Genomic DNA, 22,803 nt, shown 5'->3' on the forward strand with positions numbered 1-22,803 from the left:
CCCGCCACGCTATTTGCATTAGGAGATCACGATGACAAACCTTCCTCATGGCCTGGAAACCCTGGCCTACCGTTTCAAAGGACAAGAGCCCATCGCCACCTTCCAGCCGGTGCTGGTGGGCGTCGTAGGCTCGGGCAATCTGGAAGTGCTGGCCGAGCCCAAGGACAGCCCCGACTGCACCATCCATATTCACACCTCGGCACGCGGCTTCTCCACGATCTGGGATGCGGTGGTACGGGACTTTCACCAGCGCCATCCGCTGGCCGGTATTCACTTTGACATCAACGATATGGGGGCGACCCCGGCCGTGGTCAGCCTGCGTCTGGACCAGGCCGCCAGCGAAGCCCTGGCACGCAGCCAAGCACAAGGAACACCGTCATGAGCAGTTATCTGGAATGTTCTGCCCGCCAGCGCGTCCAGGCTCTGTTTGACGCGAACAGCTTTCACGAATGGCTGCCTCCTGCCCAGCGCTTGAGCAGCCCTCACTTGGCGCAGTTGGGTGTGCCCTCTTCCTTTGATGATGGCGTGGCCATCGGCCATGCTTTGCTGGGTGGGCAGACCGTGTATGTGGCGGCGCAAGAAGGCGAATTCATGGGCGGCGGTGTGGGTGAAGTCCACGGTGCCAAGCTGGTTGGCCTGCTGCGCCGAGCCATGATCGACCGCCCTGCTGCTGTGGTGCTGCTGCTGGAGTCCGGTGGTGTGCGCTTGCACGAAGCCAATGCCGGTTTGATTGCTGTCTCCGAAGTGATGCGCGCTTTGCTGGATACGCGCAATGCCGGTGTGCCGGTGATTGCCTTGGTGGGTGGGCAAAACGGTTGCTTTGGTGGCATGGGCATTGTGGCCCGCTGCACCAACCACCTGATCATGAGTGACGTAGGCCGTCTGGCCATGTCCGGCCCGGAAGTGATTGAAGCCTCGCACGGAGTCGAAGAATACGACTCCAAAGACCGCGCTTTGGTCTGGCAAACCAGTGGCGGGAAACACCGCTGGCTGACTGGCGATTGTGACGACCTTGTGCCTGACACGGTAGCCGCTTTCCGCGCCGCTGCCGTGCAAGGCTTGAAGAATCCGGCGCGTGGCCCGGTGACCCTGGAAGAGCTGGAACAGGAACATCAGTTGCTGGCACAACGCGCGGCCCTGCTGCCCGTAGAGCAATGGGATCACACTGACAATCAGGCCCAGACCTTGTGGCAAGCGCTGGGGCTGGAACAAAGCGATCACGTCGGGCAGATGGACGCGGCCGCCGTCAAAGCATTACGCCGCCAGGAGGCGCTGTCATGAAATGGGAAACACTGGTGCAATCGCTGTTCGATACGCAGCACAGCATCACCGAACAGAGTTTGTTCTTGCAAGGCAATGCCGAGTTTGATGGCCAGACCCTGGCCGTTATCGGGACTACCGAACACGCCCCCATCGGCGTGGCTCTGGCCCTGACCCAGGCACAGGCCGTGCTGGACATCATCAAGAACCATCCAGGCCGCAGCCTGCTGCTGTTGGTCGATACCCAAGGCCAGCAACTGCGCCGCCGCGATGAGCTGCTGGGCATCAACCGCGCTATGGCTCACTTGGGCATGTGCCTGGATCTGGCCCGACGCAAAGGCCACAAAGTCATTGGGCTGGTATATGACCAGGCTCTGTCCGGTGGTTTCATCACCTCCGGCCTGATTGCCGATGCCTGCTATGCCGTGCCTGAAGCCGAGATCCGCGTCATGCGCATCCCTGCCATGGCCCGCGTCACCAAACTGCCCGAAGCCATGTTGGAAGAGCTGGCGCAATCCAATCCGGTCTTTGCGCCTGGCGTCGGCAACTACGTGGCCATGGGAGGTATTGAGTCTGTCTGGGAGAGCAGTTCGCCAGAGCAACTGCGCGCTTCATTACGTGCGGCACTGGCCCAGTCCAATAATCAGGATCGCCGCGCCAGCGAGGGTGCCGAACGTGGTGGCCGCCGTCTGGCTGCGCAGATCATTGAACAGGTCTTGCAGGCATCCTGATGACCGCCCAACTGCCCGCTCGCCGTCACCACCTGATCACGCTGGACAGCACTGCCTGGGATCAGGAGCTGGCTGATCTGGAGCCGAGCAGCCACACCTATCAATGCCTGTGCAGATGGCAGGCCCGAGGCTGGCCGCTGGTCGTCAGCCGTCAGCCGGGCGAGCTGCGTAGCGGGCAACTGCAAGTGGGCATTCCTTTGCCGACCGCTTGGGGACGGCAAAGGCTGTCCCTGATCGTTCCCCAGGCTCGGAGCGTGAGCTGGGGCAGTTTCCCCCCCGCCCATGAAGCCCAAACCTTGCTGCCGGTTTCCTCGGCACAAGACTGGCTGAGCTTATGCCAACAGATGCAGGCACACGGCTGCACCGCTCAAATTTATGGAAGTTATGGCTGGGAACTGATCACCGGACAAGGCTATGTACGTGAAGGCTCGGATCTGGATTTGCTGCTGCCCGTGCAGTGCGCCACGCAGGCCGATCGTCTGGTGCAGCTATTACGTGCGGCCAACGAATGGCCCGGTTTCCCCCGTCTGGATGGCGAGCTGCTGTTTCCGGATGACGCCGCCATTGCCTGGCGTGAATGGCAGCAATGGCGCAGCGGTGCCAGCCGCAAAGTCATGATCAAACACACGCATGGTTTACGTATTCAGGCGCACTCGGACTGGCCCGAGCACGCCCCTAGCCTGGAGTCCTCTCATGCTGCTTGATGCAATTGAAACAAGGGCATTGGCGCAGTTACCCACTGCCCCCGACTCCATGGATCCATCTCGTTCCTGGAGTTGCACGGCCATAGGCCGGGCAGCCGTTCTGGCGCTGTATGACGAGCTGATTCTGGCCCCCAAACCGGGGCTGGTTTCCCTGATCGACAGCGGCAGCCATGACGATATGGATGCCAGCACCTTTTATCGCAGTCTGTTTGCTCTGCGCCATTATTTTTCTGACATGGCGGCCCTGGGCCAACAGCGTGTTCCATTCAGCCAGCTGCAAACTCGCGGGATTGCAGCGGAGGCTCGCATGCAGGCCGCCACGGGGGGCATCAATACCCACCGTGGCGCCATTTTCATGCTGGGCCTGTTGTGCGCAGCCGCAGGCGCCTGCCTTCCTTTTCGCACCCTGACTCCCGCCACGATTCGGGACCAACTTCAAACATTATGGGGGGCGGCTTTACAGGCCCGCAGCCAGCAAGCGTCGTCCGCACTGCCGGGCGGACGGGCGGTACGCCGCTATGGCTTGCAAGGCGCGAACCAGGAAGCCGCCCAAGGCTTTCCCACCTTGTTTGAAACGGCCTGGCCCGCCTGGCAAGCTGCTGTCAACATTTTGTCTCCGCACAGCACACCAGTAGCAGAACGGCAGTTGCAGACCGTCGGTTTGCATACCTTCTTTTCTGTTATGGCGGTCCTTGACGATAGTAATCTGGCCCATCGTGGCGGACTGGAGGGACTACACTACGCGCGCCGCTGCGCCGCGCAATACTTACAGGCGGGCAGTGCGTTCACCCCCGACGCAATGCAACGCGCCCAAGACTTGCATCAAGCCTTCATGAAACGCCGCCTGTCCCCCGGAGGTGCAGCCGACACCTTGTCGGCCTGCTGCTGGCTGGACCGATTGCAAGCGTATGCACCCGGCGGGGCCAGCCAGCGCCGCCCTACTGGAGCCTGAGCATGAAAATCGCCCTGCTGTTTTCCGGGCAAGGCATGCAATACGCAGACATGCTGCCCTGGATAAATCCAACAAATCCTTTGTTACTGCAAATGCAGGAGCAATTGCACGTCCCCGATTGGCGCGCTGCCATGCTCGACGCCAATTGGGCCAGCACCAATGCCCATGCCCAAGTTGTGCTGACCGCTTGCGCACTGGCCGCCTGGCAGGAATTGCAGGGGCAAATCCCTGCCCTGCAATCCTCCAGTCAATCTTTGGCCGCCGTGGCGGGCTACAGCATTGGCGAGCTGGCAGCCGCTTGTGTCGCCGGGGTTTTATCTGTCAGCGATACCGTCACCCTAGCCGGACAAAGAGCCGCCTTGATGGACCAGGCCGGAGCCGGGCAAGACAGCAGCATGCTGGCGATAAGCGGTGTTTCAATTCGGACGATTGAACAATGGTGCCAAGCACAGGGCGCCGCCTTGGCCATACGCAATGGCCCCGATAGTGCGGTGTGTGCGGGCCCGCGTGACAAGCTCTGTGCCCTGGAAAAGTTTGCTCAAGAACAAGGGGCTCGTTGCACACCCTTGTCCGTGAATATTGCGTCCCATACCCATTGGATGAGCAGCGCGGCTCACGCCTTTCAGGAGCAACTGAATCAAAGCGCACTGGCTGCCCCGAACGTGCCGTGGCCCACCAATGCCGGAGTGTGGGTGCATAATGCCGCTACCGCTGCCCAGGCCTTATCGGCGCAAATAATGCAAACTGTGCAATGGGATTCCTGCATGGAGCAGATTGAAGAACGACAGCCTAATGTGGTACTGGAAATTGGTCCTGGCCGTAGCCTGGCGAGCATGTGGAATCAACGCTATCCCGATATTCCCGCACGCTGTGTAGACGAGTTCCAAACCCTGGAGGGTTTGCAACGCTGGCTGTCACGCTGGGCGGGATAAATGCAGCGCGACATCGTGCGCTGGACATGCACCGTCCCTGATCAGGATTCAACACTTGGGCCGCCGTAATCGGCCAGCACCAAACCGACAGAGGATGCCAGCAGCGCTCAATAGCGGCCCTGTGAAGCCATGCACAAGAGAAAGAGAACAAAAGAAGGACCTGGCGCCGTTTTCAGATCCACATCAGGCAGACTTCTGCCCTTCTTTTTCCAGCTGCGTGCGTACGATCCGGCAGGCCCGTAACAAGCTCAACACATTCGGGCTACGCTCGCGCGACTTCATACACACCAGACCGATGCGCTGTAAATGTCGATACGGCGGCTCCAGACTGAACCACTGAATCTTGTCAGAGAAAACCTCTTTGGCACGGGCTGGCAAAAGGGAACACCCCACCCCGCCGCTGACCAGGCTCATCAAAGAAAAGATGTCTCCGGTGCGCATCACAATATCGGCATCGAACCCGGCTTTGGCCAACATGCGCTGCATGTCCCGGCCAGTCGCAAAATCGTCGGTCAGCGACACAAAGCGCTCCTGGGAGCAACGCTCCAGATTCACCACGGACAAGTCCGAACCTTGCCAATCCACAGGGGCGGCAAACATCAGCTCATCATGAAAAACAGGCAGCATTTCCAGGTCATCAGGCTGCTTTTGAGGCAACTCGATCAAGGCGGCATCAATATGACCGCCCCGCAGCTTTTGCAGCAGTTTCTCGTTGGAATCCAACACCAGATCAATCTGCATGGCAGGCTTGTGGACCTTAAGCTCTACCAAAAGGCGTGGCACCAAACGTATTGTTAGCGAATACATGGAGCCAATGCGCAGTTGATCCGACGAATAGCCCCCGGCTTCACGGGCAGCATCAATACCATGCTGTAAGGTACGGATGGTTTCCTTGGCGGCCTCGGCCAGCTCACGTGCCGACTCTTGTGGCACCAGGTGGCGCCCTTCCTGCAAGAACAAGGGGCAGCGCAAACCTTCTTCCAGACTCTTTAATGCCCGATGCACACTGACCGCACTGGTGCCCAACTGTTCTGCGGCACGGGCAATGGTGCCAGCTTCCAGAAAAGCCAGCAACACTTCCAAGCGTCGTACCGTGATTTTTTCGTCGATCAGAAACATCGTGGGGGTGGGAAGAAAAACAGCGCTAAGGCCACCAGTATGGAGCAAGCCTGACATCAATCCAATTCAGGCTAACCCCAAAAAAAATGCCCCAAGCCGCTAACAACACGGCTTGGGACATTTTTTCTTTATCTCAGACTTAGCTGAGTCAAAAGCCCGAATGATGTGCTTGCAGACCTGACATCCAAGCCCGAAGCCAACAGGATCACGCGGCCTTTTTCTCCGCACCCGATTGCACGATTTCTCGCACAGGAACCGGAGTCTGCAAACCAGCCTGATTCAATACCTGAACCGCACGGCGGAACAGATCAAAACGGGCATCCCAGAAATCAGCAGAACTGATCCAGGCACGCAGGTTTACCGTAATCACGCTGTCCTTGTACTCCATGACCATCACCACCGGGGCCGGGTCCTTGAGCACCTGCGGATGTTCATTCAACAAGTCCTGCAACAGCTTGATAGCCAGATCCAGATCATCGCCATAACGCACGCCCACACCAAAGTCCAAACGACGCGTCGCATTGCGGCTGTAGTTGATGATGGGGTTACCCCAGATCAGGCTGTTAGGCAATGTGAATTGAATGCCATCCACTTGTTCAAAACGGGTCAGGAACAACCCCACTTCCTGCACGGTACCGTCGCCTTTACCGACTACCGACACAAACTCGCCGGCACGCAAAGGACGCAGCATCAGCAACATGATGCCGGCGGCAATATTTTGCAGTGTGTTCTGCAAGGCCAGACCAACGGCCAAACCAGCAGCACCCAACACCGCAATAATGCTGGCGGTCTGTACGCCAAACCGCGCCAGTACGGCGATCAGCACAAAGACACGAATTGTCCAAACCGTCACAGACTGGGCCATAGGCACAATCGTGGGGTCCACTCGGGGAGAGCGGGCTGCCATCCGCTTGATGGCACGACCGGCAACGGCAGACAGCCACCAGCCAATGATCAGAATCAACAAAGCGATCACGACATTAAGCGCAATCGCGACAACGGCGGGAAACTCTGTCATCCAGGTTTGCAATTTTTCCACGTTTCAATCTCCTCAATTAAAAGGCAAAGCACCGAAGGGACTGGCCGCTAAGGGTAAACATTGCTAGTGCGCATCATAGCCTTGGGGGGGACATGAACCCAAGTGGACTAAGCTTTCCAGCTTATCCCCGAAAACTGTGGATAGCTCATAGGAAAAACTGGGCAAATCAGGAAAACTTTCAGTAGTATCAGCGGCTTAAAAACGGCGAACAGAAATCAACCAAATCCGGAAACAGCGCCCCGCTTATCCCCATAAAATGTGGACAAGTCACAGGATAAACCGTGAATCAATGAACTTATTTCAATATAATCAATCGCTTACACAAAGCGATCAGAGAATCGACAATTCTTTACCATTTTTTTCCTTGGGCAAGCACCGGTTTGTTGAAAACCGGCTTATCCACAAAAGATGTGCATAATAATAGGGAAAACCCCTGTATTAGCAAAAAATAGGCTTATAAAACAATCCCCTAAGTAGCCAGGTCAGGGATTCACCAATTCGCTCATCATCGGGCCGGTACGCGCCACAAGGATGCCAACCAATGTTGCTCTTGCGCTGGCCTGTCTGTAGGGCGATAAAAGTGCTTGATATATTCAAAGCCCGCTTGCTCCAGACGCTCTGACCACTGCTCCCAACTGTAGTAACAACCGTAGCGCTGACCATTCCAACCTTCCTGTCCCTGACCGCGCGGATTGGAGGAAAACAGCACCCCGCCTGGTCGCAGGCTGTGCCGCAAGGCCGTCAGCACGGCGGACAGCTCCGCACTGGGTATGTGGAATAACACGGCGTTAGCAAACACGCCATCAAACGCAGCAGCAGGCAAGTTCAAATCCAGGAAATCCTGATGCAAAACAGTCAGGCCAGTTTGCTGACGAGCCATTTCCACAAAGGCGGCACAACCATCCAGACCAACAGGGCGATGGCCCATGGCCTGAAACGCGACCAGATCCCGCCCCGGCCCACAGCCCAGATCCAGAATATCCACAGGCCCCGGCAAACCGATCGCCGCCAGCAAGGCGTCGCGATTCTGACTGACGTCATGGTCCCACGTGCCGTCCCGATAGGCCTGCGCATGATCCTGGTAATGATTGACGGTGCGACGACTGGTTTCTTTCATCTGAACATCCTTGCCTAAGCTATGGGTTTACTTGACGCTGCCTAACGATGGATCGACTATATCCCGAGTCCAATTTGAATCCGATGCCATGAAGCCAAGCTATCCGCTCTCCGTCCTAGACCTATCCCCTATTGTGCAGGGCTCCACCCCGGCCCAGTCTTTTCGCTGTTCGGCGGATATTGCCCGTCATGCCGAGCAATGGGGCTACCACCGTTACTGGCTGGCCGAACACCACGGCATGCCCGGTATTGCCAGTGCAGCCACTTCGGTCCTGATCGGGCACATTGCCGGTCAAACCAGCCGCATTCGTGTGGGCGCAGGTGGCATCATGTTGCCTAACCACTCTCCTCTGGTGATTGCCGAGCAGTTTGGAACACTGGCCTCTCTGTACCCTGGCCGTATCGATTTGGGCCTGGGCCGTGCCCCTGGCTCCGACCCCGAAACCGCCCGCGCCTTGCGCCGCAATCTGAACAGCGACCCGGACCAGTTTCCACGCGATGTACTGGAGCTGATGGACTATATGTCCGACGAACCGCGCAACCGCATCATGGCCGTGCCCGGTCGTGGTCTGAATGTACCGGTCTGGATTCTGGGCTCCAGCCTCTTTGGTGCTCAACTGGCTGCCGCGCTAGGCTTGCCCTATGCCTTTGCTTCGCATTTTGCGCCTGCTCAGTTGATGGATGCTATTGAGGTTTACCGCCGTCAGTTCCAGCCCTCCGTGCATCTGGAAAAACCGTACGTCATGCTGGGCTACAACGTCTTTGCCGCCGATACGCAAGACGAGGCCAAGCTACTGGCCTCCTCCTGGCAACAGTCTTTTGTGAACCTGCGCAGCGGTCGCCCCGGCCAACTGCCCCCACCCGTGCGCGATTATTACGAGCAATGCAGCCCACCGGCCCAGCACCTGCTGGACTCCCTGCTCAGCTGTACAGCCATTGGCAATCCGGAGCAAGTGCTTGAACAGATGAAAGGGTTCATTCAGCTAACGGGCGCCAACGAACTGATGCTGAACGCCAATATTTTTGATCACAACAAGCGCTTGCGCTCCTACGAGATTGCCGCCCAGTTGCGCGGCAGTCTGATATGAACCCACGCCACCTTCAAGAAACCGCACTGCGCTACTTCCAGGAAGTCGCGCGTTGTGGCTCTATCTCGCAGGCGGCCAGCAATCTGCATGTGGCTACCTCGGCCATCAGCCGCCAGATCAGCGGGCTGGAAGAAAACCTGGGCATGGCCTTATTCGAGCGCCATGCCCGTGGCATGAACCTGACCGCGGCGGGCGAATTGCTGCTGGCCCATGCCCGCCGCAGCGCCATGGATGCCGAGCGCACCTTGCACGATATTGCCGCTTTGCAAGGGCTGCAAACCGGCCTGATCCGCATTGCCTCCTCGGAAGGTTTAGCCGCCCAACTGCTGCCCCAGTGCATCGCGCAGTTTCGTGAAAAACACCCAGGCATACGCTTTTTGCTGGACGTGCTGCCACCACAGCGGATCAGCATGCTGCTGTTAAGCGGCCAGATAGATATCGGCATCAAATTCACCCAGACGGCTGAAAAAGACATCAAGACCTTGTTCCGCCGCGATGCGCCCGTCATGGCCCTGGCCGTTCCCGGCCACCCCGTCACCCGCACCGAACGCATCAGCCTGAAAAGCCTCTTGGCCCACCCCCTGGCCTTGCCCGGTCCGGACACCACGGTGCGGCAAATGATGGACGTGGCCTGCAGCGCCCAAAATCTGAGCCTGGACCCGGTATTCAGCAGCAATCACATGCAATCCCTGCATCAATTTGCCTTGTCCGGCGCAGGCGTAACCGTGTCGGCCCTGCTGTCAGCCCGTCACCTGATTGAGCAAGGTTTGCTGCAAGCCAGTTTCATCCATGAACGCGGCTTACTGAACCGCCAAATCGAAGTACAGGCCCTGGCTGGCCGCCGCTTGCCCTCTATTGTTCGCCGCTTTCTGGACGAGTTGCTGCCGCAGCTTGAAGTCGACCCGCAGGCTTTGCCAAAATAGCAACGCTGACCTGCTTATTTGTTGCTGGTTCGGCATCATCGCCTTTTCTATCATCTCTTGATTGAGGAGAGAGCCATGACAACACCCAGCAACACTGCAAGCACCGCACCCCCCCCTTCGATCCGCCGCCCCTGGCGACGTCTTGCCCAAACCCTGTTGGGTGCCATTCTGGCCGTCAGCAGCATTCCGGCGGCCCATGCCAGCGATTGGCCTGATCGTCCCATTCGCTTGGTCGTCCCCTTTCCCACTGGTGGTGCCACTGACGTCATCAGCCGGTTGATTGCCGAAAGCGCTGCCAAAGCGATGCACACCAACATCATCGTGGACAACCGCACGGGCGCAGGCGGCACCATTGGTTCAGCCGAAGTGGCCCGCAGCAAACCCGATGGCTACACCCTCCTGTTCACCACCAGCAGTACCCACGCAATTGCGCCACATCTGTACAAGTCTTTACCCTACGATGCAGACAAAGACTTCACCCCCATCGCCCACTTGGGTGATGCCGCCAGTGTCTTGCTGGTGAACCCGTCCGTCCCCGTACAAACCCTGCCGGAACTGATTGAGTACACCCGCGCCCATCCCGATGAGTTGAACTACGCCAGCAGTGGCAATGGCACCATCGTGCACCTGGGCACCGAGGCCTTTTTGAATCAGGCCGATATCGTCATGTCGCACGTTCCTTACCGGGGGACCGGTCAGGCCATTAACGATATGCTGGGCGGCTCGATCCATGTTTTACTGGACGCCATCCCCACCGGAATGCCGTATGTAAACAGCGGTCAATTGCGCGCCCTGGCGGTGACCGGCCCACAACGCTCGCCGCTGGCCCCCGATTTACCCACTTTTCAAGAGTCCGGCCTGCCCGGCTATGAATCAGTGACTTGGTTTGGTCTGTACGCACCCGCAGGCCTGCCCGATGAGATCCGTGATAAAGCTTATGAGGCTTTCACCCATGCCACTCAGGACCCCAACGTACGCTCACGCCTGCAAGCATTGGGCGTGGACCTGCCCCGCAGCACCAGCCAGGAAGCGTTTGTCTCTTTGGTTCGCGAGGACAGCGCACGTTGGCAAGGCCTGATCCAACTGACTGGAATACAGATTCAATGAACAAGACTGACACCTGTATGGACTGGAACAACCCCTACCCGTCCGCCCGTTCTGCGGTACTTGGCCAAAACATGGTCAGCACCTCCCACCCTTTAGCCGCACAAGCGGGCTTGCGCATGCTGCAAGCCGGTGGCAATGCAGTTGACGCAGCGTTGGCTGCTGCCATTGCCTTGACGGTCGTTGAACCCACGGGTTGTGGCATAGGCAGTGATGCCTTTGCCATCGTTTGGGATGGCAAAGAATTACATGGCTTGAACGCTTCCGGGCGCTCGCCTCGTGGCTGGTCGCCGGATCGATTCAAAGGCCACGCGACTGTCCCCGACAAGGGCTGGGAAAGCGTGTCTGTTCCCGGTGCCGTCTCTGCCTGGGCCGAGCTGTCCAGCAAGCTGGGCCGTCTGAGTCTGGAACAAGTCGCCGCCCCCGCCATTCATTACGCCCGAGAAGGTTTTCCGGTCTCGCCGGTTATTGCACGCTTGTGGGAACTGGGCCGTCAGCGCCTGGGCGATCAGCCCGGTTTTGCCAACGCTTTTTTACGCGATGGCAAAGCGCCTGTGGCGGGCCAGTGGTACCAGAATCAAGACCAGGCCAACACACTGGAACGCATTGCCGCCACCCAGGGTCAGGACTTCTATACGGGTGAACTGGCCCAACGCATTGCTGCCTTCTCCCGCCTGCATGGCGGTGCCATGGACGAGCAGGATCTGGCCGAACATCGTGCCAACTGGTGTGGCACCATCAGCCATCCTTTTGCCCAATCGGTCATTCATGAAATCCCCCCCAATGGTCAGGGTCTGGCGGCCTTGATGGCACTGGGCATCATGGAGCAGGCCGGCGTCGGTCAGCAACCGCTCGATCATATCGACACGGTACACCTGAGCATTGAAGCCATGAAGCTGGCTTTTGCCGATCTGTACGAGCACCACGCCGATCTGGAGCACATGATTCATCAACCCGAGCATCTGCTGGACCCGGCTTATCTGCGCGAGCGCGCTGCCCTGATTCAAAGGGACAAGGCTGGCGACCCCAAGCACGGCCTGCCCGGTCCTTCGGGCACGGTCTATGTCACCGCGGCCGATTCCAGCGGCATGATGGTGTCCTTGATCCAGTCCAACTATATGGGTTTTGGTTCCGGGGTGGTGGTCCCCGGCACCGGCATCAGCATGCAGAACCGTGGCCATGGTTTTACCCTGCGTCCCGGCCATGTGAATGAAGTGGCCGGTGGCAAGCGCCCCTCTCACACCATCATTCCTGCCTTTGCCATGAATGCCGATGGCACGCCGCAAATGTCGTTTGGTGTGATGGGTGGCCCCTTCCAGTCTCAAGGCCATATGCAAATGGCGCTGCGTGTTCTGCTGTACGGCCAGAACCCGCAAGCTGCTGCCGATGCGCCACGCTGGCGTGTAACAGGTGGCCGTGGCGTGGCGGTAGAACCTAGCTTTGACCCCGCTCTGGTGCAGGCCCTGCGCGAGCGTGGTCATGAAGTCGTCGTTGAACCCGGCAGCGGTGTGTTCGCTTTTGGCGGGGCACAACTGATTCTGCGCCAGGGCAATCATTACGTGGGTGGCTCCGACCCACGTAAAGACGGGCAGGTGGTGGCTTACTAAGCCTGCTTGCCTTCCAGAGATGATTGCCTCTGCTTCGGGCCTGGATTTCGTGATCCGGGCCCAAATGCCTCTTAGTCGCCCTGACTTGTTCGATAAACAGTTCGTCCGAGCAGCGGCGTTGGCGTACCCATCCTTTCAGCCTCCCCGAACGCTAGGCGCCGGACACTACGCAGCCCGTGCTCTGACAAAGAAGATTGCGTGGCATCTGCCCTGCTCGCTGCCCAAACGTACACCGTGGTCAATATCTGACACTTCCACGACACAAAGACTGTGTTTTTATCAGGTTTTCTTCAGCCAGGCAGAATGACTGCTGTACCATCAAAAATGGCCGCTTCATCCCCCGGGAGCGGTTTTCTATTTGTCTAAACGGCCCTGTCATCCTTGAGGCCGTCCGCTGGAGCCCATTCGGTGCTGTCATTTTTTGAACGTCGATTAAACCCCTACCCCGAACAACACGTCGCCCCTCCCCCAACAGGTTTTTTCCCCTTCATTTGGGCCTGTACGAAAAATTCGCGTGGCTGGATTGGCTTGATGACCGTGACCTCGATTGGCCTGTCAGCCTACGAAGCCATGCTGTTTGCCCTGCTCAGCTATATCGTGGACTGGCTGCCCTCGATTGAACCTGCCCAGTTCTGGAGCCAGCAAGGTGGCACCCTGTTGACGATTGCCGCTGTTTTACTGAGCAGCGTGGCCCTGATCAGCCTGCATACGCTGGTCATGCACCAGGTGCTGGCCATCAACTTTCCCATGCGTCTGCGCTGGCTGTTTCACAAACTGATGCTGAACCAGAGCATGTCTTTTTACGCCGACGAGTTTGCCGGTCGTATCACCACCAAAATCATGCAAACCGCTCTGGCGGTACGCGAGACCCTGTTCATGGCTGTGGAAGTGGTTGTGGGCATGAGCGCCTACCTGATCGGTATTCTGATCCTGGCCGGCAGCTTTGACCGTTTGCTGATTCTGCCCTTTCTGTTCTGGCTGCTGGGCTACGCATTAGCCTGCGTCTACTTTGTGCCCCGTCTGGGCAAAGTCGGGGCGGAGCAGGCCGATGCCCGCGCCTTGATGACGGGCCGCATTACCGACGCCTACACCAATATCAATACCGTCAAGCTGTTTGCCCACACGCGTCGTGAAGCAGATCACGCCAAAAACGCCATGCGCCGCTTCCAGGAAACGGGCCATGCCCAGATGCGCCTGATCAGCCTGTTTGAAGTGACCAACCACGTCCTGGCCACAGTCTTGCTGATCAGCTCGGCGGGCCTGGCCTTGTATTTGTGGTCGATTGATCAATCCACTGCCGGTGTCGTGGCGGCCGTCATTGCCATGGCATTACGGCTGTCGGGCCATTCCCATTGGCTGATGTGGGAGCTGACCAACCTGTTCGAGAACGTGGGTACGATTCAGGACGGCATCAACACCTTGACGCAAAAACCCACCGTGGTGGATGCACCCGATGCCAAGCCCCTGCAAATCGAGCAAGGCCGTATCGAGTTTCAGGACGTCAGCTTTGCCTACCGCGATAAAAGCCGTCAGGTTATCGACAAACTCAATCTGGTCATCAAACCGGGCGAACGTGTTGGCCTGATTGGCCGTTCAGGCGCGGGCAAATCCACGCTGGTCAATCTGCTGCTGCGTTTCCATGATGTCGATAGCGGCACCATCCGCATTGATGGCCAGGACATTGCCCATGTCACGCAAGACAGTTTGCGTGCTGCCATTGGCATGGTGACGCAGGATACCTCCCTGCTGCACCGTTCCATGCGCGATAACATTCTGTATGGCCGCCCCGATGCCAACGACGAGTTGCTGCATATGGCGGTAGAGCGTGCCGCCGCTGCCGACTTCATCCCGCAACTGCACGACCGCCAGGGCCGTGAAGGTCTGGACGCGCATGTGGGCGAACGTGGTGTGAAACTGTCCGGCGGCCAGCGTCAGCGTGTGGCCATTGCCCGCGTCATGCTGAAAGATGCCCCCATCCTGTTACTGGATGAAGCCACCAGCGCACTGGACTCCGAAGTGGAAGCCGCCATTCAGGAAAGCCTGAACACCCTGATGCAAGGCAAGACAGTGATCGCCATTGCCCACCGCCTGTCCACCATTGCGGCACTGGACCGCTTGATTGTGCTGGATCAGGGCCGCATCATCGAGCAAGGCAGCCACCAGCAATTGCTGGAAAAAGGCGGGTTGTATGCCCGTTTATGGGCTCGTCAAAGCGGCGGATTCCTGGGAGAGACCGGCAAACAAGATGTCTAAGCCGGTGTCACTTGCTTGCAAAAAATACTGACGTTACGCTTTTGTCCCATTAGAATCTCGAAAGATCAAACTTCGCCGTGCTTGCGGCGAAGTTTTTTTTCAACTTATTGAGCCATACGAAGAAAAAAATCATGTTTTTAGTCTTCCCCGATTCCGCCGCCATTGCGACACACCTGAGCGCCCGTCTTCAGGACATTATTCGTCAGGATCCACAAGCGACGCTGGGTCTGGCAACCGGGGGGACCATGGAACCCATTTACGCCCGTTTCGTGCAGGACGCGCGTGACAATGCGCTGGATGTGTCCAAGATCAATAGCTTCAATCTGGACGAGTATGTCGGTTTATCTGCTGAGCACGAGCAAAGCTACGCCTACTACATGCACCAGCACCTGTTCAGCCAATTGCCTTTTGATGCCGCGCGCCTACACCTGCCCAATGGCCTGACCAAAGAACTGGAACAGCACTGCCAGGACTACTCTGCGGCGATTGCTGCCAGCGGTGGTGTCGCCTTGCAACTGCTGGGCGTGGGCACCAACGGCCACATTGGCTTTAACGAACCGGGTACCCCTTTTGACAGCCGCACGCATGTGGTGGCCCTGTCCGAGCGCACCCGTATCGACAACAGCCGCTTTTTTGACTCCATGGACGAAGTGCCAGCATCGGCCATCACCATGGGGATTGCCGATATTCTGAGCGCCCGTGAAATTGCCCTGGTGGTCACCGGCGAGCACAAGGCTCGCACCATGCTCAATTATCAGGAAGGCGGTATCACGCCCGAGCTGCCGTTCACTGCCTTGAAGCAGCACGCCAACACCCACATCCTGCTGGACGAGGCCGCTGCCAGCCTGCTAGACCCCAGCCTGTGCCACCGTCCCCTGATCAGCCAGGCCGCCTGAACCGGCTTGCCAGCCCCCGCCCAGCGCTCTGAACAGCGCCGCGCGGGACTGCAAACGCGACTGCATCAAGCTGACGCGCACATCCTGAGCGGCGTACAAGGTACGCTGCGCATCCAATAAAGACAGCAAGGTTTCCGAGCCGGAGCGATAACGTGCTTCGGCCAGTTGAAACGCTAGCCTGGCTTGCTCCCACTCCAGTTCCATGATCTGCGCCTGAGCATCCAGGCTATGCAGTTGCGCCAGCACACCTTCCACATCCATATAGGCCTGCACAATGGTCTGACGATACTGCACCAGCCACTCCTGCAAACGGGCGTCGCTCAAATCCTTGCCCGCCTCCAGACGACCCGCATTGAAGATAGGAGCCACCAGTCCACTGATCAGGCTGTAGACCGGATGGCGCAAGCTTTCTTCCCAATGATTGCCCGATGCCCCTGCCCGCGCCCCCAGAGTCAGGCTGGGATACAGGGCAGCGCGCGCCACCCGCACATCGGCATGCGCCGCTGACAATTGGGCCTCGATGCGCGCAATGTCAGGACGTTGCGAAAGCAGTTGTGAAGGCAAGCCTGCCTCCAGCTCCGGCACCTGCAAACTGGCAATATCTTCTTGCGGTTCAGGCATGATTTCAGTACGGCCCAACAAGGTCGCCAACTCCACCCGCGTGCGCATGGCCTGCTCTTCAAGCACAAACAGTTTGCGCTGTTGCGAAGCCAGCAATTGACGTTGCTGTGCCAGCTCCAAAGGCGAAGCCGCCCCCGCCCGCAAGCGGGCCTCCAGCAAACTCAACAAGCGTTGTGCAACGGCCAGGTTTTGACGGGCAATGGCGACCCGCTGTTTATCACCCAGAGCCTGCAAGCTTAAATGCACCACCTGCGCCTGCACACTGACACGCAGCACGTCCAGCTCGTAATTCGCCGCCTGAGCCAGGAACACGGCGCTGTCGGCCTGAGCACGATGGCGCCCCCACACATCCAGCTCGTAGCTCATGAATACACCGGCCACATATTGCGAGCGAGAGTCTCCATGCGAGGAAGAAAACGGCGCATCTCTTTGCACAGACAGATTGCCCTGCAATTCCGGCAGCAAACTGGCTCCGGCAATGCGTGCCTGGGCCTGCGCCTGCAAGATCCGGGCCTGAGCCTGACGTAGCACCGCCACATCCTTCAAGGCTTCCTGCATCAGACTGTTCAAAGCGGGACTGTTATAGGCGCGCCACCACTGCGGCTCCACCTGGGTCAGAACCGGCTCAGAAGCCACCTTGCCTTGTTGCTGATAAGCCTGGGGCAGCGTCGGTGCTGTCTTGTCCAGATCAGAGGACAAGGAACTGCACGCTTGCAGCACCAGCGTGCTCATGGCCCCTGCTATCCATCGGTACTGAGCCATGCTTACTCCCCCGCCAAAGCCTGAACGGGGTCCAGTGCGGCCGCCGTCCGTGCGGGCATATAGCCAAAAACCATGCCCGTCACCACGGCGCAGCCAAAGGCACCCAAAGCAGCCCGCAAGGAAAACACCACATCCACCCCTCCAAAAATCAAACCAATACCTACCACAGCCCCCACCAGCACACCCAGGCAGCCACCTGTGATCGTCAACAACACCGCCTCGGTCAGAAACTGGCGCATGATGTCGCTTTGTCGCGCCCCCGTGGCCATACGTATGCCAATTTCCCGCGTGCGCTCACGCACTGTCATCAACATCACGTTCATGACGCCAATACCGCCCACCACCAAAGACACGGCGGCAATCAGGCCCAGCATCATGCTCATGGCCTGACGCGTGGACGCCTCGGCCTGCAAGCGAGCCGCCGCATTGCCGATTGAAAAGTCCTCGCGCCCACCGTGACGTTGTGTCAGCAACTGGCGCATGTCCTGCTCCGCTTCCAGAACGGTCGCGCTGTCCCGCGCATCAATCACCACATAATCGGGTTGCGTCTGAGCCTGATACACACGAGCACGCGCCGCGTGGTAAGGCACAAACACCATATCGTCATAATCCTGTGCGCCTGAGTCGGCACCGCGCTCCTGCATCACCCCGATCACCTCAAAAGGCGAATTACCGATCAGGAGCTGCTGCCCCAAAGGCACATCCCTATCGGGGAAGAAATGCTTGGCGGCACGATGTCCCAGCACAACCAGAGGGGCCAGATCCCGGTCCTCGGCATCGGTGTAGTAACGGCCTTGTGCCAACTGCCAGCGGTGAATATCCGGCATGGTTTCATTGGCGGCAAACACATACACCTGCCGGTCCACACGGCCCCTGCGCACCGTAATGGGATCACCGATCACCGGCATCACACGCCGTATCAGGGGCAGTTCACCGACCGCCTCCAAGTCGTCCTCGGTCAGTTGTCCTTTGGGCAAACCATTGGGAGGCGAGGAACTGCTCAAGTACATGATGGTGGTGCCCATCGTGCCCATCTGATCCATCACCCGCTGACGCGCGCCCTCGCCCACGGCCAGCATGACAATGACCGAGGCCACACCAATAATCACCCCCAGCAAGGTCAAGGCGGTGCGATGCCGGTTGATCAGCATGCTGCGCAAGGCACTACGTGCCGCATCCTTGATTTCCGAGAGCCAGGGCGAGCGGCGATGCACCGACTCCGTCAAAGGCGGCTTGGCCCTTGTTTCCTGGGCCGCATCGGGGCGGCTATCGGACAAGATGCAGCCATCACGAATCTCGATCACCCGGTCCGCCATCGCAGCCACTTGATGATCGTGCGTAATCAGAATGATCGTGTGCCCGGAATCCGACAGCTCGCGCAACAAAGCCATGACTTCCGCACCGCTACGTGAGTCCAGCGCACCCGTGGGCTCGTCGGCCAGAATGACTCGACCACCGTTCATCAAGGCACGGGCAATGGACACGCGCTGCTGCTGACCGCCAGACAACTGATTTGGGCGATTGTCCAGCTTATCCGCCAGTCCCAGACTGCTGAGTAATTCTGCGGCACGTGCAGCACGCGTGTCCTCGTCCAGGCCCGCATAAATAGCGGGCATCTGCACGTTTTCACTGGCCGTTTCGGTAGGTATCAGGTGATAGCCCTGAAACACAAAACCAAAGGTCTCCCGACGCAAGGCAGCCAGCTCATCCGCGCTTAACTGTGCAACATCCTGGCCTTGGAACAGATAAGTGCCGCTGCTGGGTTTGTCCAGACAACCGAGCAGGTTCATCAAAGTCGACTTGCCCGATCCCGACGCCCCCACAATCGCCACAAACTCGCCCGGCTCAATGCTCAGGCTGACATCGAACAAAACCTGCACAGCCGGTGTGGTGCTGGGCGGGCCACCATAGATACGGCAGATGTCGCGCAGCTCAATCAAAGACGGTGCAGCCCCTACCATTGCAACCACCGCCAGCCACGCTCAGGTGTGACTACCGCCAGAACAACCTGCTCTTCGTTAGCCAGCCCCTCCACAACTTGCACCTGATGGCGATTGCGCACCCCCAGGCTGACCGGTTTTTCCTGCAGCTTGCCTTGCTCCAGCACAGGCACCTTGAAGGCATCGGGACCGCGCTGCGGGTCAGGGCGCAAGGCCGCCAAGGGCACCAGCAAAGCCTGATCGGCACGATCAATTTCAAACAGCACCTGCGCGGTCATCTGCGGCATCAACGCGCCGTCTTTATTGTCCACATCAAACAGCACCGTATACATGATGGCCTTGGTGGCGCTCGGGGCGGCTGCGGCGGTTTCTTCCTGCGCGCTGCCCTCGGGCGCCGGCAGGACCTGCCGCACCGTAGCCTGCCATTGACGCGCCTGTGTCTCGCCCTGCTCACCCAAGGTTGTAAAGGTCACGGCCATACCCGGTTTGATACGGCGGATATCCGCCTCGGACACGCTGGTCCACACCGTCATGGTGCCCAAATCGGCAATACGCAAAATAGTGGGGGTTTGATAAGTGGCATTCAGTGTTTGCCCTTCACGCGCCTGTACACCAATAACGGTGCCACTCATGGGTGCGTAAATGCGCGTGTAGCCCAATCGGGCCTCGTCCGCTTTCAGCGTGGCCTGAGTCTGCTCCATCTGCGCTTGCACATGGGCAACACGAGCCTGAGCCGTCGCCAGATTTGCCTGGGCAATTTGTATATCCTCCTGACGGCTGGCCTGCTGGCGTTCCAATTGACGCTGACGAGTCAACTGCTGGCGCGCCAGTACAAGCTGCGCCTGCTGCTCGGCCAACTGAGCGCGATACGCCGCCAACGACGCGCGGCCTGCATCGACCGAGGCCTGTTGCACACTGGGGTCAATTTCCACCAGCAACTGGCCCTGCTCAAGCTGATCGCCCGGCGCAACCGGCAACGCCGTAATCTGCCCCGACACCTGTGCCCCGACGTCCACATAGCGACTGGGCTTCAAGGTTCCCACCGCCGCAACGGTCGCGCGTATATCGCCTTGCTCTACGGCTACCGTTTCAAATTGCTCTGACGAGCGCCCGGCCTGTGCGGCCAGCGCCCCCAATACCAGCACCGCCACCAGGGCGAACGCCCAGCGACGCTTCACTGCTTTGGACTTCATACATAATCCCGTGGATCTACACCCGCCCGGCTCATGGCGGGCAGGTGATCAAAAAATAATAGTGGTCAAAAAGAAAGGGGCTTGCTCACCCCAACACTGGCTCAACGCTGCTTAACAACGGGCCTAGAGTCCTGGCAAAACGGCGCAACAGGGGGGCAAGGAAAGAGATCCTTTTTCAGGCCTTCTCTATAAAGACGTTTGAGAGCCCATTTTCCGGACATTTATTTTGTAAAAATTATCGCGGCAGGCTTGGACAAACCGATATAAGGCCGAATCGGATTAGCGGAGAATCGCATTACCTCATTGTCAGGAAAAACCAGGCAGTAAAAAGCTGGCAGGGGAGAGCCTCCCCTGCCCCGTCCTTAAAACTCGGCGGACATACTCAACATGAAGGTGCGTGGCTGCGATAAGACCAGATAGCCATTATTGGGATAACCGCCTACCGAAGCCCAATACGTCGTATCGGCGACATTCTCGACACTGGCCCTGAACGTCATCGGCACACCGGAGATCTTGCGCTGGTAGCTGGCCCCCAGGTCCCAGCGTACCCAGCCTGGCACACGGATTGCATTGGCCGAATCCGCGTAACGGGCACCAGTGGCCAATAGCTGTGTATCCAGCGACAAGCCCGTCACCTGCGGCACATCCCAGGTCAAACCCAGACTGCCTTGCCAGCGCGGCACGCCAATCACTCGCTGGCCTTCGCTAAGCGGATCACCCGTGTTTTTCTGCTTGGTGTCCAGGGCAGTCACGCCACCGAGAATGCGCAAGGAATCGGTCAACTGACCGTAAAAGCTTAACTCCAGCCCGTTATGGCGGTCCTTGCCCGCTTCCACAAAACGCAGATCGTCATTGACCACGCCACGCGGTTTGGTCGTGGTAAAGAAGGTTAGCCCGCCGCCCAGAGAACCGTTGTCGTACTTGACCCCCAGCTCTTTTTGCTTGGCCACAAAGGCCGACAAGCGCTGCCCGGCGTTTTGAACCGGCTGGTTATTAAAGCGAGTCGGTGCCAGATCACCTTGTGCCAGGCTTTCCGTGTAGTTGCCATACAGGGCCCATTCATCCGTCAGCTTGAACACCACACCCGCTGCAGGGCTGGTATGTTGCTGACGGTCTTTGCGCTGCAAGGCTTGGGTGCCGTAGTCATAGCTGCGCGTTTCCATGATTTGATGGCGCAAACCCAGCATCACTTCCAACCGATCATCCCAGAGGTACATCAAATCACCCAGGGTATAACTGGTCAATTTGGTGCGCCCTACCAACGCCGGAGACCCCAGATCACCACCTGTAAAGGCGATGGGCGACAAGGCCTGGTTCACGGGATCATAAAGATTGCTGTCCTGCTTGCTGCCCATGGCCCAGGCGTTTTTCTCCTTGTGGTCATACAAGGAGGCGGCGGCCACCAGTTCATGCAGCACAGGCCCGGTTTCAAAACGGGCCCGCAAACCCAATTCGCCTGTTTTCACATCATCGCGTCGGGAATTGTTGAAACGTGAGAAAGTGGTTTTGCCAGATACCGCATCCGTGACCGTCTGAGTCGCAAGCTGATTATCTTCCTTGCCATGTTTCATGCCATAGGCAGCCCACAAGGTAATGGAATCATTCAGATCATATTCCCCGCGTAGGGTGCCGAAAACGGTTTCCTCATTGGAGTACGTCCAGGGCTGAGCGAAGTTACGCTTATGTGAAGGCAAGTCCGGCAAGGCGGACAGGCCCGCCTTTAACGCCACATTAGGCCGGACTTCACGCAGCTTGTGCTCCTGATAGCCCAGATCCGCCGACAACCGTACGCGCTCACCACGCCAATCCATCCCCACTGTGTACAGATCCAGACGGGTATGTTCATTGTCGACAGCCGTATCGCCACTACGCCTGATGGCATTGACGCGAATACCGGCCGCATCATCGGCAAAACGGCGCGACATATCCACCTTGATCTGGCTTTGCCCGCCACTGCCATAACCCACACCAAGCTTGGTCAGCGGGTTCTCACCGGCACGTTTGGGCAGCACGTTAATCGTGCCGCCAATACCACCGCCAGAGGGCGCGGCACCATACAGAAAACCCCCTGCTCCATGCAGCACTTCAATGCGCTCGGCCAGTTCCGCAGCCGTCGCTTGTCGGGGCAGCAGTCCAAACAGGCCGTTGTAGGCAATATCATCGGAAGCCGTCAAAAAGCCCCGGATGAAAAAACTTTCCTGGAAGTTGCCAAAACCACGGGCCACACGCACAGAAGGATCATGGCGCACCACATCGGCTACCGTGGACGCCTGCAGTTGCTCGATATAGCGGCTGGTATAGCTATTGACGCTAAAGGGCGAGTCCATATTGTCCAGGGAACCCAGTACCCCAACCCGGCCTCCGCTGGCGACCTGGCCGCCAGCATACTCCGGCAGCAAACCCTGACGCGACGCATCGGCACTGGCATTGACGGTAATGGTTGATAACTCCGGCGTCTGGGCACGATTGACATTGTCTTGGGCCTGAGCCTGAACATGAAGAGCAAACAAGGACAAGACCAAGGTGCGTCCCAGGCAAGGTTTGAATAAAGAAGTCATCACGA

At 58.4% G+C, this 22,803-nt stretch carries 19 protein-coding genes; 12 read left to right on the forward strand and 7 right to left on the reverse strand.

The window, feature by feature from the left end; all coding sequences use genetic code 11:
* Window positions 1-31 precede the first annotated feature (31 nt).
* From mdcC to CA948_RS10390, 6 genes are read left to right on the forward strand one after another with little or no spacing between them, the layout of a single operon-like run.
* Window positions 32-382, forward strand: a complete 351-nt coding sequence (gene mdcC, locus CA948_RS10365) for a malonate decarboxylase acyl carrier protein (protein ID WP_094195892.1) — start codon at window positions 32-34, stop codon at window positions 380-382.
* Window positions 379-1,281, forward strand: coding sequence for a biotin-independent malonate decarboxylase subunit beta (locus CA948_RS10370; RefSeq protein ID WP_108727954.1), 903 nt, complete (start codon window positions 379-381; stop codon window positions 1,279-1,281). Before mdcC ends, CA948_RS10370 begins: the two co-directional genes overlap by 4 nt.
* The gene (gene mdcE / locus CA948_RS10375; RefSeq protein WP_094195890.1) at window positions 1,278-1,991 is read left to right on the forward strand and encodes a biotin-independent malonate decarboxylase subunit gamma; all 714 of its coding nucleotides are present in this window, start codon (window positions 1,278-1,280) and stop codon (window positions 1,989-1,991) included. The genes CA948_RS10370 and mdcE overlap by 4 nt, the downstream gene beginning before the upstream one ends.
* On the forward strand, window positions 1,991-2,695 hold the full coding sequence (mdcG, locus tag CA948_RS10380; RefSeq protein WP_108727955.1) for a malonate decarboxylase holo-[acyl-carrier-protein] synthase: 705 nt from the start codon (window positions 1,991-1,993) through the stop codon (window positions 2,693-2,695). Before mdcE ends, mdcG begins: the two co-directional genes overlap by 1 nt.
* Window positions 2,685-3,647, forward strand: coding sequence for a triphosphoribosyl-dephospho-CoA synthase (locus CA948_RS10385; protein WP_203226719.1), 963 nt, complete (start codon window positions 2,685-2,687; stop codon window positions 3,645-3,647). Before mdcG ends, CA948_RS10385 begins: the two co-directional genes overlap by 11 nt.
* Window positions 3,648-3,649: 2 nt before the next feature.
* Complete coding sequence (locus CA948_RS10390) at window positions 3,650-4,579, forward strand: acyltransferase domain-containing protein (protein ID WP_108727956.1); 930 nt, start codon at window positions 3,650-3,652, stop codon at window positions 4,577-4,579.
* Window positions 4,580-4,762: 183 nt separating this feature from the next.
* Here the strand turns inward: CA948_RS10390 and CA948_RS10395 are convergent, their stop codons facing one another.
* The 3 genes from CA948_RS10395 to CA948_RS10405 all read right to left on the reverse strand — a co-directional run bounded on the left by CA948_RS10395 (window position 4,763) and on the right by CA948_RS10405 (window position 7,854).
* Window positions 4,763-5,755, reverse strand: coding sequence for a LysR substrate-binding domain-containing protein (locus CA948_RS10395; RefSeq protein WP_338021504.1), 993 nt, complete (start codon window positions 5,753-5,755; stop codon window positions 4,763-4,765).
* Window positions 5,756-5,903: 148 nt separating this feature from the next.
* Entirely contained in the window at window positions 5,904-6,716 is an 813-nt protein-coding gene (locus tag CA948_RS10400; RefSeq protein ID WP_162496942.1) for a mechanosensitive ion channel family protein, read from the reverse strand.
* Window positions 6,717-7,242: 526 nt separating this feature from the next.
* Window positions 7,243-7,854: a class I SAM-dependent methyltransferase gene (locus CA948_RS10405; protein WP_108727959.1), complete on the reverse strand. Its 612-nt coding sequence runs from the start codon at window positions 7,852-7,854 to the stop codon at window positions 7,243-7,245.
* Window positions 7,855-7,942: 88 nt separating this feature from the next.
* On the opposite strand from CA948_RS10405, the gene CA948_RS10410 reads away from it, so the two are divergent.
* The 6 genes from CA948_RS10410 to CA948_RS10435 all read left to right on the forward strand — a co-directional run bounded on the left by CA948_RS10410 (window position 7,943) and on the right by CA948_RS10435 (window position 15,724).
* Window positions 7,943-8,941 (forward strand): LLM class flavin-dependent oxidoreductase, encoded by a 999-nt coding sequence (locus CA948_RS10410; RefSeq protein WP_108727960.1) that lies wholly within the window; start codon window positions 7,943-7,945, stop codon window positions 8,939-8,941.
* The gene (locus CA948_RS10415; RefSeq protein ID WP_094195882.1) at window positions 8,938-9,864 is read left to right on the forward strand and encodes a LysR substrate-binding domain-containing protein; all 927 of its coding nucleotides are present in this window, start codon (window positions 8,938-8,940) and stop codon (window positions 9,862-9,864) included. The genes CA948_RS10410 and CA948_RS10415 overlap by 4 nt, the downstream gene beginning before the upstream one ends.
* Window positions 9,865-9,939: 75 nt before the next feature.
* Window positions 9,940-10,971, forward strand: a complete 1,032-nt coding sequence (locus tag CA948_RS10420; RefSeq protein ID WP_108727961.1) for a Bug family tripartite tricarboxylate transporter substrate binding protein — start codon at window positions 9,940-9,942, stop codon at window positions 10,969-10,971.
* A complete protein-coding gene (locus CA948_RS10425; RefSeq protein ID WP_108727962.1) occupies window positions 10,968-12,575 on the forward strand; it encodes a gamma-glutamyltransferase family protein in 1,608 nt (535 codons plus the stop codon). The genes CA948_RS10420 and CA948_RS10425 overlap by 4 nt, the downstream gene beginning before the upstream one ends.
* Before the next feature lie 408 nt (window positions 12,576-12,983).
* Entirely contained in the window at window positions 12,984-14,828 is a 1,845-nt protein-coding gene (locus CA948_RS10430; RefSeq protein WP_094195879.1) for an ABC transporter ATP-binding protein, read from the forward strand.
* A 131-nt stretch (window positions 14,829-14,959) separates the two neighbouring features.
* A complete protein-coding gene (locus CA948_RS10435) occupies window positions 14,960-15,724 on the forward strand; it encodes a glucosamine-6-phosphate deaminase (RefSeq protein WP_108727963.1) in 765 nt (254 codons plus the stop codon).
* Here the strand turns inward: CA948_RS10435 and CA948_RS10440 are convergent.
* From CA948_RS10440 to CA948_RS10455, 4 genes are all read right to left on the reverse strand, one after another.
* Window positions 15,677-17,107, reverse strand: a complete 1,431-nt coding sequence (locus CA948_RS10440; protein WP_238988584.1) for an efflux transporter outer membrane subunit — start codon at window positions 17,105-17,107, stop codon at window positions 15,677-15,679. The two genes, CA948_RS10435 and CA948_RS10440, sit on opposite strands and share 48 nt — an antisense overlap.
* A 2-nt stretch (window positions 17,108-17,109) precedes the next feature.
* On the reverse strand, window positions 17,110-19,068 hold the full coding sequence (locus CA948_RS10445; RefSeq protein ID WP_108727965.1) for an ABC transporter permease: 1,959 nt from the start codon (window positions 19,066-19,068) through the stop codon (window positions 17,110-17,112).
* Window positions 19,062-20,240 (reverse strand): efflux RND transporter periplasmic adaptor subunit, encoded by a 1,179-nt coding sequence (locus CA948_RS10450; protein ID WP_108727966.1) that lies wholly within the window; start codon window positions 20,238-20,240, stop codon window positions 19,062-19,064. The genes CA948_RS10445 and CA948_RS10450 overlap by 7 nt, the downstream gene beginning before the upstream one ends.
* 362 nt (window positions 20,241-20,602) lie before the next feature.
* Window positions 20,603-22,798, reverse strand: a complete 2,196-nt coding sequence (locus tag CA948_RS10455; protein ID WP_108727967.1) for a TonB-dependent receptor — start codon at window positions 22,796-22,798, stop codon at window positions 20,603-20,605.
* Between the last annotated feature and the right edge of the window lie 5 nt (window positions 22,799-22,803).

The organism is Alcaligenes aquatilis, from assembly GCF_003076515.1.
GTDB classification, from domain to species: domain Bacteria; phylum Pseudomonadota; class Gammaproteobacteria; order Burkholderiales; family Burkholderiaceae_B; genus Alcaligenes; species Alcaligenes aquatilis.